Origin of the sequence: Bacillus cereus group sp. MYBK95-2 (assembly GCF_051915225.1) — a bacterium.
Classification (GTDB): Bacteria; Bacillota; Bacilli; order Bacillales; family Bacillaceae_G; genus Bacillus_A; species Bacillus_A cereus.
The window spans coordinates 476,901-490,176 of record NZ_JBQAEH010000003.1; the positions used below are offsets into that span (position 1 = coordinate 476,901).

Here is a 13,276-nt window from a genome sequence, read left to right on the forward strand (position 1 = left end):
ATAGATTAAAGAAATGATTTTATCCCGCTATTTGCCGGGCAGCAAGACCCCCACCTCAAAATTCAGCGAAAGCAAAGAAGTTATTAGAGGTATATGTAAGCTCTATATAGGAAGGAGAATTTTGAAATTCTATTGATAAACCAAGTAATTGTAATAGCCCTTATTTAGAATAATAATTTCAAAATCAATAAAATTTAGAGTAGAAGGAGCAAGAGCAAATTATTATGAATAAACAAATAGGATTCATCGGATGTGGAAACATGGGTATTGCTATGATAGGTGGGATGATAAAAAAAAATATAGTTTCTCCAGATCAAATAATTTGTTCAGATTTAAACGTCATTAATTTAAAAAATGCTAGTAATGAATATGGCATAACTATAACTACTAACAACAATGAAGTCGCTAACAGTGCTGACATTTTAATTTTATCAATCAAACCAGATTTATACTCATCGGTAATTAACCAAATAAAAGATCAAATAAAAAATGATGTAATCGTTGTAACTATTGCTGCAGGAAAAAGTATTAAGAGCACTGAGAATGAATTTGGTAGAAAGTTAAAGGTTGTTAGAGTAATGCCTAATACACCGGCACTTGTTGGAGAAGGAATGTCTGCGTTATGTTTTAATGAAATGGTTACAGAAAAAGATATAAAAGAGGTACTGAACATATTTAATATTTTCGGCCAGACGGAGGTCATAAATGAAAAACTAATGGATGTTGTTACATCTATTAGTGGTTCTTCTCCAGCATATGTGTATATGTTTATAGAAGCCATGGCAGATGCTGCTGTACTTGGCGGTATGCCGAGAAAACAAGCTTATAAATTTGCGGCTCAGGCTGTATTAGGTTCTGCAAAAATGGTATTGGAAACAGGAATACATCCAGGTGAATTGAAGGATATGGTTTGTTCTCCAAGTGGAACGACGATAGAAGCTGTAGTAACGCTAGAAGAAAAAGGTTTAAGAACAGCTATCATTTCAGCTATGAAACGTTGTACGCAAAAATCTATGGAAATGTCTAGTTTAACTAGTAAGTGAGAAGCGAATTTATATAATATTTCAAATCTATTTAATGTAAAAGAAATATTATGAGGCTAGTTAATAACTAAGTAAATTTATATACAACACTAACGAGAAGAACAAACCTTATTTTAAAGGGGATACAGAAAATATGAGTAATTTACTAAAAAAGAAATCCGTTACACAATTGTTAGAGCATAATCAAAGCAAGACTTTAACGAAAACATTAGGAGCATTTGATTTAATTATGTTAGGGGTAGGCTCGATAGTTGGAACGGGTGTTCTTGTGTTAACTGGATTAGTAGCAGCAACAAATGCTGGTCCAGCAGTTGTTTTTTCATTTATACTTGCAGCAATTATATGTGGATTTATAGCATTATGTTACGCGGAAATTGCTTCTACACTCCCGGCGTCTGGTAGTGTATATACGTACTCATATGCAACAATTGGTGAGTTTGTTGCTCATCTAGTAGGTTGGTCATTGCTGTTAATATATATCGTGGCAACAGCAGCTGTCGCTGCTGGATGGACAGGCTATTTCCACAATTTAATAAAGGGATTTGGATTAGAGATACCTAAAGCTCTAGTAACGATTCCTTCGCATGGTGGTATTGTGAATCTACCAGCAGTAATTATTACATTGATATTGGCATGGATGTTATCTCGTGGTACGAGAGAAAGTAAACGAATCAATAATATAATGGTATTGATTAAAATTGGAATGATTTTGTTGTTTATTACGGTTGGTATATTCTATGTAAAACCAATGAACTGGATACCAATTGCACCATACGGTTTAAGTGGAATTTTTACGGGTGGAGCAGCTATTTTATTCGCTTTTACGGGTTTTGATATATTAGCAACTTCAGCAGAAGAAGTAAAAGATCCGAAACGTAATCTTCCAATCGGTATTATTGCATCATTAATCATATGTACAATTATTTATGTTATGGTATGCCTTGTTATGACAGGAATGGTTTCCTATAAAGAATTAAATGTTCCTGAGGCAATGGCTTATGTAATGGAAGTTGTAGGACAAGGAAAAGTCGCTGGTGCAATTGCTGCAGGTGCTGTAATTGGCCTTATGGCTGTTATTTTTTCCAATATGTATGCGGCAACACGAGTATTCTTTGCAATGAGTCGTGATGGATTGTTACCGAAATCATTTGCGAAAGTTAATAAGAAAACTGGAGCACCCACTTTTATAACTGGATTAGCAGGAATAGGGAGCTCTATAATAGCTGGGTTTATTGATTTGAAAGAATTAGTTAATTTAGTTAATATCGGTAGTTTGGTGACGTTTGCGTTAGTTTGTCTATCAGTTATTATCCTTCGTAAATCACATCCAAATTTAAAACGTGGATTTATGGTACCTTTTGTACCTGTATTACCATGCGTTGCAATTGTATGCTGTGTGTTTTTAATGCTAAATTTACCGTTAAGGACATGGGTGTACTTTAGTATTTGGATTACTATTGGGGTAGTAGTATATTTCCTTTATTCGATAAAATACAGTAAGTTAAATGAGGAAACGATCTCGAAATTAGATGATAAAATTGCGAGATAATAACGATCGAAAATTTTATTAATAATCATATTGATAGTTGAGTAACATAGAAACAGTTTTTTGACATTTAGCAAGAGATAAAATAAGAGATGCTAGGGCAGCTAAGTACTTTTTTAGAAACCTTGCTTGTTTTTTACGATTTAACGCTGCTAAGGAGAGAGAAGTATGAGTGAATTGCATTTTATGAGTATAGAAGAATTGGATAATAAATTGAAAAAATCTGACAGTGGTATTTATTTCATTAAAGACTATAATGACAATATTATTTATGTAGGCAAGGCTTTTAGTATAAAAAGTAGAGTATTAGCTCATTTTAATAGTTATTCCAATATTGAGGAATATGTACATTTATTTAATAAAGTAGCGTATCTCATTGAAGATAGTTTGTTAAAACGCTCTTTGTTACAAGTTACTTATATGATTAAATATAGACCAGTATTAAACAAAGAAGTACAAAAAGAATTCCCAGAGTTGTATACTCAATACATTAAGCAGACAAATAAAAAATCTATGTTGTTAGAAATTGATAAAGCTAAAGAAAAGGGGGATGAGTTAAAGAATAAATTAGTAAAATTAGTGGGTGGAAAAACTATGTTTTATGACATAATTTCTCTGTTAAACAATGGATATAACTATCATATCCTCGCAAAAGTATTGAGCATAGAACTTCAAACTTTAATTATAATGAAAGAATACCGAAAAAAATTCCCGATACCACATAATTATAAGAGGACAATAAAACATCAAGATATAATGTATGCTTTATCTGGAAAAAAGAATTTAAGTACTTCAAGGTTAAACACTTAACTTTAAAGTAGTAAATTCGTTGCTTTTGTAGCTTTTATTGTTATATTGAAATGCAATGTACATTTGTGTTTCAAATTTAATTGGTGGAATAAGGGGAGGGAAAGGGTTCCTGTAAAAATACTGGAATAAATTAGGTTGATCATGCATAAATAGCATAATTAGGCACATGTTATTTATAAATATTCAAAGATACGAAAGTGATACAAATGAAATTCTTATTTCTGCTACTACAAGTACTATTGAGCAAATGAAGTATGAAATTGCTTTTGAACTAGGAGTCACACTGGGACCTGATACATCACATCATCTGCAAATGGTTCGGATCGGTGGAGAGATTACAAAACGCTTAGTTCGAATGGCTGAAAAACAGTTAACAGGTCAATACAGACTACACTAAGAAAATAATCCGTATATATACGGATTATTTTTCCTTTAATTTACAAAAAAATAAATTTCGAAATTGAAAAAAACCTCTCAGATTCCTTTGTAATGATGTTTTTTAGTTATGTTAATGACGTAGGTATCGAAAGGTGATAAATTCGATACGAGCGATGTATGAACCCTTTAAAGAGTTTTGGTGTTATTTGCAATTTTAATTCCATAATACTTAAGCCGATATAATAAAATGTTTTATGTCTAAATCGATATAAAGGAATAGTTTTTAAGTGATATTTCTTTTTTTATAGAATAAGCAAAACTTGATATTGTAGTAAGAATTGTTTTGATGTCAATTTACTGTGCACCTTGGTTATTGAAGTTTTTGGTTGATTAACAACTATTGTATTTGGAAATTAATAATAAGTTTATCTCGCTATTTGCCCGTAAAAGCCCGATTGGTGTGGGCTAATAATCAGTGGGGATGAACAAAACCCCCACTGATTAAAGTTTCACTTTATGTGATGCGGTACTAAAATCATCTAGTTTGCTATTTTTAGTATTTGTAAAGTCTATATATATTTTCCTCTTTTGTGGAAAGTAAGCTAATGTTGCGACCAGTAATATAGTGTCATTTTTTTGAAAATTCCATTCGTTTTTTTATTTTTAGTTGATGAAAAGACCTTTCTCTCAATTAAATGTTTAGTTGAGTACTTGAATTTCCTCCATCTTGTACTTTTCAAAGCATAGTGCTTCAAAAATAGCCGTATCGCTTTCATCTGTTTCCAAATTCACAACTTCTTTATTATCTTTTTCTAAAATTTGGAGGAAAATAGTTTTTCAGTTTCACATGTAAATTAGCAGTATTTATTTTTTGAATTCAATTTGTAGAAAGGATTGAATTGGAACTTTGACTGTTATTTCTTGCGGTGGTACAGTATCTCCTGTTACTTCGCTTTATTTTAAATCTTTTTCCAGCTTGGTCCTCGCATTGACTACCACTGTATTTTGTAGTACTTCACTATTTTCTCAAGTTCAATAATTATATTTTGTAGAATTAAGAAAAGAACTTAGCTTATTTCCTTTACTTTACTTATCTACTCTGATATTTAGATGCTAACTACAATTAAATAATATATGATTTTTATAAAAAAGATATAGTAATATTTTGTTGTGAATTGTACTAATTTGATATTTTATAGTATTATTTGTCGTGAATTATATATAACAGAATATATTTTATGGATCTATAAAGGAGAATGTAATGAATACTTCTATCGATATACAACACTTGTGTGATCTTGCACATAAAGCATTTAATGCCCCTGTACATATTTTATCTGCAGACAAAAAAATTTTATATCATTCTACATCTGATAATGTTTGTAGTCCTTTTTATTCTTCAAAAGAAGAACATCTTACTGATATTTATCAAGAAAACGATCCCTTTAACTTGCCACTTTTCCGAAGTAACAACTATCTTGAAAATTTTGTTCTAATTCATATAGAAAATCATGATGATATTAAAGGGACTATCATAATCGGTCCTACTATACATCCAAAAGATTCAGATGATATGATCATAAAATTTCAGAAAGAATTTAAATCAAATGATAACATTCAAGAAAGACTTGCCTATTATCAGTGTTTATCTGAGATTAAAAAAACTACATTAATTGATATGGGAATTTTATTACATTACATGATTTTCAATGAAAAGTTAGATGTAGATATTGTCTTGGAAAAAAATAAAGTACTAGAGGAAATTCCTAATAAAAATGTGAAACCTGATTTATATATTTTAAAACGCCGACAAAACAAACCTAAAACGCACAATATGGCATTAGTAAATGATTTCTTTTCGACTATTAAAGAAGGGAATAAAAAAAAGTTAATACAGTATATGTATGCGGTTTCGCAAGAAGATGTTGAACTTATGCTAATAGAGGATCCGCTCAGGAATCAAAAAAACCTTGGAATTATTGCGATTACCTTAGCCACTCGATATGCAATAGAAGGAAACCTGCCACCAGATATTGCTTTTGCCCATAGTATTTTATATATACAAACCCTAGAACAATTAGATAATGTAGAATCTGTAAAGCGATTGTCAGGGGACGCTTTACGTACCTTTGCAGATCGTGTGAAAGAATACAATGCAAAAAAGTATTCTTACGCGGTTACTACATGTATAAAACATATTAATAAAAATGTTTACGATGGAATATCTCTGAATGAACTTGCTAATCATTTAGAAATTACGCCTACTTATCTGTCTAAACTATTTAAAAAAGAAATGGGAATTACTTTAAGCGAATATATTCAAAGGGAAAGAGTGGAAGAAGCAAAAAAATTATTAACACTCACTACTTATTCGTTATCAGATATCTGTGCGTGGCTTAACTTTAATGACCAAAGTTATTTTATAAGAGTTTTCAAAAAAATCACTAGTATGACTCCTAGGCAGTACCGTGAAAAATATACAGTAATATAAGCTTGTTATCTGCTGTCTTCAATGTAAAGACTTAAACATGGGTATAAGTATCCCAAAAAATGAAAATACACTAACCATTATTTTGCTAAAGAAAACAAAAAGACAGAAGGCTGCAAAGTGTTTCAAGTAAGCTTTGCAGCTTTTTTGTAATTTAAAACCTATGTTTATAACGATGATAAGTTTATAGACTACTATCTTCATACTGAATATTTATTAATAATGATATTATGATGTTTTGTGAAAAAATCAACAATATAACATATATTACTAAATATATCTACATTTTATGCAATTATACATAACTAAATAAAGGTAAAAAAGTATAAAAAGACCTATTATATTATTCTATAAGTATTTTTTCTAAAATAAAATTTCTTGGTTGAGCTAAAATAGTTATTTTTAACCGTATACACATTAATTTGTAATCATTACAATTACAGAAATGAAATTTACGGATAACTATATTTATATAATTTTTTTCGGTTCATATTTTTATTTAACAGTAAATTATCGATCGTAATCGACAAAATTTTTCTATTTACGCATTAAAAATTTAATGTTTTAATGAACAACATAACTGGTATGACCAGACAGAAAGGATAAGGTTACGCTAATAGGAATTATAGTGAAGTTGTAAGTAACATTATGTCGTTAATAATTTTATAAATAGTCAATTTATTTACAAGAGGTCAAGAATCAAATTTGTAATAAACCTGTTCTAAGTTTCTGCATAACAAAAGTGAAGTTATTCCGCAATAAAAGTATAAGCGATGTACAGTATAATTTCACCTTTTGTAGTCTAGTAAGGAGCTTGCTGATAAAACTAAGAGTAATATTATTAAATTTAAATTAAACAATGTTATGACAAGATTAACTGTAAGCATTGGTTTATTGATTCTCGCAGTTCTGTAAGTTAAACCGCAATTCTAGGGAAGAATTACTCATTTACTATTCATAGGGTGCTTGATTCAAATATAGTTAATAAATTTTTGTTATTTATATTTGAAAAAATAAAGTATCGAAGTGAGAAGTAAGTAAAATCCTTACATCCTATTAGAAGTAAAAAATAACGATATTATCCTATCTGAAAGATTTCTCCTTCTTAACCAGTTTACAAAGAGAGAGGTCGTACAAGTTATATGAATTAAGTTATAAAAACAATGGTAAAGGAGTGTACGGAATGAAAACTAAAATAATTACAGGATTATTAGTCACATCCATTGTAACTGGAGGGAATATTCCTATCAATACTCTCGCAACACCAATCGTTCAAGCGGAAACTCAACAGGAAGGCATGGATATTTCCTCTTCATTACGAAAATTAGGTGCGCAATCTAAATTAATCCAAACGTATATTGATCAATCTTTAATGAGTCCTAATGTACAGTTAGAGGAAGTCACAGCTTTAAATACAAATCAATTCCTAATCAAACAAGATATGAAGGAATGGTCATCGGAACTCTATCCACAGTTAATTCTATTAAATTCAAAAAGCAAAGGATTTGTAACAAAATTTAATAGCTATTACCCGACATTAAAATCGTTTGTAGACAATAAAGAAGATAGAGAAGGGTTTTCGGATAGACTTGAAGTACTTCAAGAAATGGCTATGACGAATCAAGAAAATACGCAACGGCAAATCAATGAATTAACAGATCTTAAATTACAGCTTGATAAAAAATTAAAAGATTTTGATACCAATGTGGCAACTGCGCAAGGCATACTAAGTACAGATGGAACAGGAAAAATAGATCAGTTAAAAAATGAAATATTAAATACAAAAAAAGCAATTCAAAATGATTTACAGCAAATTGCATTAATACCAGGGGCTTTAAATGAACAGGGATTTGCTATATTCAAAGAAGTTTATAGTCTTTCAAAAGAAATTATTGAACCAGCTGCGCAAGCAGGGGTGGCAGCATATAACAAAGGAAAAGAAATTAACAACTCTATTCTAGAAGCTGAGAAAAAAGCAGTGCAAGAAGCAACAGAGCAAGGTAAAACGGCTCTAGAGATTGAATCAGCAAAAAAAGCAGCTCGTGAAGCAATTGAGAAAAGCAAACAAGGTGAAATAGCAGCCGCAGCCGCAGCAAAAACACAAGAGTATGACCTGATGAAGGTCATTGATACCGAAAAGATTAAGAAAACATTTGGCGTTTTTGCTGAAGTAAATAAATTAACAGCAGAACAGCGAGCATATTTAGATGATTTAGAGAAACAAAATCAAAAAATATATGATTTAACAACGAAATTATCAATAGCTGATTTACAAAAATCAATGCTTCTTCTTACACAAAATGATTTGCATACGTTTGCAAATCAAATAGATGTAGAACTTGATCTACTAAAGCGCTATAAAGAAGATTTAAATCTAATAAAAAATAGCATTACAAAATTATCTACTAATGTTGATACAACTAGCGAGCAGTCTCAAAAAGATACATTAAGACAATTAAAAAATGTAATAAGTTACCTTGAAGAACAAGTATATAAATTTTAATATTGCGTTTTTTAGGAATTCATAAAGATTATAAGCATTTAGCGAAAGAAGGAGAATAGTCATGAAAAAATTTCCATTCAAAGTACTAACTTTAGCTACATTAGCAACTGTTATAACTGCTACTACCGGTAACACTATTCATGCATTTGCACAAGAAACGACCGCTCAAGAACAAAAAGTAGGCAATTATGCATTAGGCCCCGAAGGACTGAAGAAAGCATTAGCTGAAACAGGGTCTCATATTCTAGTAATGGATTTATACGCAAAAACAATGATTAAGCAACCAAATGTAAATTTATCTAATATCGATTTAGGCTCAGAGGGGGGAGAGTTGCTCAAAAATATTCACCTTAATCAAGAGCTGTCACGAATCAATGCGAATTACTGGTTAGATACAGCGAAGCCACAGATTCAAAAAACTGCTCGTAATATTGTAAATTACGATGAACAATTTCAAAATTATTACGACACATTAGTAGAAACTGTACAAAAGAAAGATAAGGCAGGTCTAAAAGAGGGTATAAATGATTTAATTACTACAATCAATACAAATTCAAAAGAAGTTACAGATGTGATTAAGATGCTACAAGACTTCAAAGGGAAACTATATCAAAATTCTACAGATTTTAAAAATAATGTTGGTGGTCCAGATGGGAAAGGTGGATTAACTGCAATATTAGCAGGTCAACAGGCAACGATTCCACAACTTCAAGCTGAAATTGAGCAACTTCGTTCTACTCAGAAAAAACATTTTGATGATGTATTAGCATGGTCAATTGGTGGTGGATTGGGAGCAGCTATTTTAGTTATTGCAGCTATTGGAGGAGCGGTCGTTATTGTTGTAACTGGCGGTACAGCAACACCGGCTGTTGTTGGTGGACTCTCGGCTCTTGGTGCAGCTGGTATTGGTTTAGGAACAGCGGCTGGTGTCACAGCATCTAAGCATATGGACTCCTATAATGAAATTTCTAACAAAATCGGAGAATTAAGTATGAAAGCAGATCGTGCTAATCAAGCAGTTCTTTCGCTTACTAACGCGAAAGAAACATTGGCATATTTATATCAGACTGTAGATCAAGCGATATTGTCTCTAACAAATATTCAAAAGCAATGGAATACAATGGGCGCAAATTATACAGATTTACTGGATAATATCGATTCTATGCAAGACCACAAATTCTCTTTAATACCAGATGATTTAAAAGCCGCTAAAGAAAGTTGGAATGATATTCATAAAGATGCAGAATTCATTTCAAAAGATATTGCTTTTAAACAGGAGTAGAACTGAAATATAAAACCTAAATTGGAGGAAAATGAAATGATAAAAAAAATCCCTTATAAATTACTCGCTGTATCGACGCTATTAACTATTACAACTGCTAATGTAGTTTCACCAGTAACAACTTTTGCAAGTGAAATTGAACAAACGAACAATGGAGATACGGCTCTTTCTGCAAATGAAGCGAGAATGAAAGAGACCTTGCAAAAGGCTGGATTATTTGCAAAATCTATGAATGCCTATTCTTATATGTTAATTAAGAATCCTGATGTGAATTTTGAGGGAATTACCATTAATGGATATGTAGATTTACCTGGTAGAATCGTACAAGATCAAAAGAATGCAAGGTCACATGCTGTTACTTGGGATACGAAAGTAAAAAAACAGCTTTTAGATACATTGAATGGTATTGTTGAATACGATACAACATTTGACAATTATTATGAAACAATGGTAGAAGCGATTAATACAGGGGATGGAGAAACTTTAAAAGAAGGGATTACAGATTTGCGAGGTGAAATTCAACAAAATCAAAAGTATGCACAACAACTAATAGAAGAATTAACTAAATTAAGAGACTCTATTGGACATGATGTTAGAGCTTTTGGAAGTAATAAAGAGCTCTTGCAGTCAATTTTAAAAAATCAAGGTGCAGATGTTGATGCCGATCAAAAGCGTCTAGAAGAAGTATTAGGATCAGTAAACTATTATAAACAATTAGAATCTGATGGGTTTAATGTAATGAAGGGTGCTATTTTGGGTCTACCAATAATTGGCGGTATTATAGTCGGAGTAGCAAGGGATAATTTAGGTAAGTTAGAGCCTTTATTAGCAGAATTACGTCAGACCGTGGATTATAAAGTAACCTTAAATCGTGTAGTTGGAGTTGCTTACAGTAATATTAATGAAATGCACAAGGCGCTTGATGATGCTATTAACGCTCTTACTTATATGTCCACGCAGTGGCATGATTTAGATTCTCAATATTCGGGCGTTCTAGGGCATATTGAGAATGCAGCTCAAAAAGCCGATCAAAATAAATTTAAATTCTTAAAACCTAATTTAAATGCAGCGAAAGACAGTTGGAAAACATTACGAACAGATGCTGTTACATTAAAAGAAGGAATAAAGGAATTAAAAGTGGAAACTGTTACTCCACAAAAATAGGGAAATATTAATTCTGTTGTAAAGTGAACTAAAACATAGCAAGTCTATGATTACACTGTTAAACAGAAAAGTAATAATTAATAAATCCTTATATAACAGAAAGGCGGAGTCTCATTAAAGACTTCGCCTTTCAATTATATATAAGTATGATTCGAATAAAAAATAACCTTGTAGTTTAATTGCTTTTTTAAAATTTGCAACAGAATCGGTTAATTTGAAGTAGATTATATACATTTTCTTTAATACTTAATGATTTGAAGGCTGCTAAAGAAAGTTCAAACGATACTGATAAAAGATGTAGAACTCATTTTGAAAGACATCGCTTTTTAATAAGATTAGAACTTGAAACCATACCTTATATAGGAGGAATACGAAATGATGAAAAAAATCCCTAATAAACTACTCGCTGTATCAGCGTTTATAACTATAACAACTACTTATGCAGTCATACCAATAGAAACTTTTGCAATTGAAATTGAACAAACGAACATTGAAAATATATCTCTTTCAGCAAATGAAGAACAGATGAAAAAAGCTTTGCAAGATGCTGGTTTATTTGCAAAAGCTATGAATGAATACTCTTATTTGCTAATTAATAATCCAGATGTGAGTTTTGAAGGAATAACTATTAATGGAAATGCAGATTTACCTAGTAAAATTGTACAAGATCAAAAGAATGCAAGAGCACATGCTGTTACATGGAATACACAAGTAAAAAAACAACTTTTTGATACATTGACAGGCATTATAGAATACGATACAAAATTTGAAAATCATTATGAAACATTAGTAGAGGCGATCAATACTGGAAATGGAGATACTTTAAAAAAAGGGATTAAAGATCTACAGGGAGGAATTCAACAAAATCAAAAGTCTGCAAAAGCATTAATAGAAGAATTAATGCAATTAAAAAATGCTATTGGAGAAGATGTTAGAACATTTGGAAGTCATAAAGAGACATTGCAATCGATTTTAAAAAACCAAGGTGCTGATGTGGAGGCGGACCAAAAGCGTCTAGAGGACCTTTTAGGACAAGTAAAATATCAGAAAGACATAGAATCTAAGGGGTTAGACATGGTGAAAATCCCCTTTATTCCAACCTTGATTGCTGGTGGCATAATGATAGGTGATGCAAGAGGTAAGTTAGGTTGGCTAGAACCTGAATTAGCAAAATTGCGTCAGACTGTAGATTATAAAATAACATTGAATCGTGTAGTTGGAGTTGCATTTCATAATATTAGTGATATGCATAGTATGCTTGATAGTGCTATCACTGCTCTTACTTATATGTCTACGCAATGGGAGGATTTAGATTCTCAATATTCGGGTGTACTGGGACATATTGATAAAGCTGATCAAAAAGCTGATCAAAATAAATATAAATTCTTAACCCCTAGCTTGAATGCAGCGAAAAACAGTTGGAAAACATTAAAAACAGATGTTGTCACTTTGCAAGAAGGGATAAAAATTGCAGAGAAAAAAGAACAGGATTTTTTGAATCAGCTTCGTCCATCAAACGTTTTCTACTTTTATAAAAAAATTCATAACGCATACACTTTTGAAATAAAGACTGGAACAAATGCGCCAAATGCGTCTTATAAAGTTATGAATTTAACGAAAAACACTGTTCATAATATGTGGAGTGGAGGGGCTAATACTAACATGTGGGCTGATTGGCTTTCATTCAATCCAAATGATGAATTTGCGGTAGTAGCAGTAGTGGATGGTAAAGAATATGTTGTGTATAAAGACAAAGTACAAAATATAATGAACTGAATCTGAAAGTAACGAAGTAATTGGAGCTGGAGAATAAACTAGACACCAAGTTAATCGAAAAATCTCCTTATATCCTAGAATATTTTGCTCAAGAAAAAGAATTTGTTCAGCGAAAAAGTAAATATTGAACCAAGGAGTTAGTTGTATTATGTGTATGGTTTTACCGAAAGGTTTCAAGTACATTACCCATACAATTATGTAGTTATCCTGAAGCATCTACAGATGTTCTTATCGACCTTGAAGAATTACTTAGCTTCCTAAGTGGAGTGATTTTATGCAAAATTAA

At 31.3% G+C, this 13,276-nt stretch carries 10 protein-coding genes and 1 pseudogene; 10 read left to right on the forward strand and 1 reads right to left on the reverse strand.

What is annotated here, in order from left to right; all coding sequences use genetic code 11:
* The first annotated feature begins 224 nt into the window (after positions 1-224).
* The 4 genes from proC to ACTFN4_RS13810 all read left to right on the forward strand — a co-directional run bounded on the left by proC (position 225) and on the right by ACTFN4_RS13810 (position 3,796).
* Positions 225-1,043, forward strand: a complete 819-nt coding sequence (gene proC, locus ACTFN4_RS13795) for a pyrroline-5-carboxylate reductase (protein ID WP_001041291.1) — start codon at positions 225-227, stop codon at positions 1,041-1,043.
* Positions 1,044-1,176: 133 nt separating this feature from the next.
* Positions 1,177-2,592: an amino acid permease gene (locus ACTFN4_RS13800; RefSeq protein WP_439962453.1), complete on the forward strand. Its 1,416-nt coding sequence runs from the start codon at positions 1,177-1,179 to the stop codon at positions 2,590-2,592.
* A 165-nt stretch (positions 2,593-2,757) separates the two neighbouring features.
* Complete coding sequence (locus ACTFN4_RS13805) at positions 2,758-3,399, forward strand: excinuclease ABC subunit C (RefSeq protein WP_001292165.1); 642 nt, start codon at positions 2,758-2,760, stop codon at positions 3,397-3,399.
* Between the two features lie 166 nt (positions 3,400-3,565).
* Complete coding sequence (locus ACTFN4_RS13810) at positions 3,566-3,796, forward strand: alpha/beta-type small acid-soluble spore protein (RefSeq protein WP_000897399.1); 231 nt, start codon at positions 3,566-3,568, stop codon at positions 3,794-3,796.
* Between the two features lie 680 nt (positions 3,797-4,476).
* Here ACTFN4_RS13810 and ACTFN4_RS13815 read toward each other — a convergent pair.
* The gene (locus ACTFN4_RS13815; RefSeq protein ID WP_076876078.1) at positions 4,477-4,608 is read right to left on the reverse strand and encodes a peptidase; all 132 of its coding nucleotides are present in this window, start codon (positions 4,606-4,608) and stop codon (positions 4,477-4,479) included.
* 430 nt (positions 4,609-5,038) lie between these two features.
* Here ACTFN4_RS13815 and ACTFN4_RS13820 point away from each other — a divergent pair, with 430 nt between their 5' ends.
* The 6 genes and pseudogenes from ACTFN4_RS13820 to ACTFN4_RS13845 all read left to right on the forward strand — a co-directional run.
* Entirely contained in the window at positions 5,039-6,268 is a 1,230-nt protein-coding gene (locus tag ACTFN4_RS13820; protein WP_001097903.1) for a helix-turn-helix domain-containing protein, read from the forward strand.
* Positions 6,269-7,448: 1,180 nt separating this feature from the next.
* A complete protein-coding gene (gene hblC, locus ACTFN4_RS13825; RefSeq protein ID WP_000850151.1) occupies positions 7,449-8,768 on the forward strand; it encodes a hemolytic enterotoxin HBL lytic component L2 in 1,320 nt (439 codons plus the stop codon).
* Positions 8,769-8,829: 61 nt separating this feature from the next.
* Positions 8,830-10,050 carry a hemolytic enterotoxin HBL lytic component L1 gene (gene hblD / locus ACTFN4_RS13830; RefSeq protein ID WP_000714435.1) on the forward strand — a complete coding sequence of 407 codons (1,221 nt, stop codon included), beginning with the start codon at positions 8,830-8,832 and terminating at the stop codon, positions 10,048-10,050.
* A 36-nt stretch (positions 10,051-10,086) separates the two neighbouring features.
* On the forward strand, positions 10,087-11,214 hold the full coding sequence (gene hblA / locus ACTFN4_RS13835; protein ID WP_000591975.1) for a hemolysin BL binding component B: 1,128 nt from the start codon (positions 10,087-10,089) through the stop codon (positions 11,212-11,214).
* 375 nt (positions 11,215-11,589) lie between these two features.
* Positions 11,590-12,990: a hemolysin BL regulatory component HblB gene (gene hblB, locus ACTFN4_RS13840; protein ID WP_086693075.1), complete on the forward strand. Its 1,401-nt coding sequence runs from the start codon at positions 11,590-11,592 to the stop codon at positions 12,988-12,990.
* Between the two features lie 20 nt (positions 12,991-13,010).
* Positions 13,011-13,238, forward strand: a pseudogene (locus ACTFN4_RS13845) (hypothetical protein); the annotation flags it as partial.
* Positions 13,239-13,276: the final 38 nt, after the last annotated feature.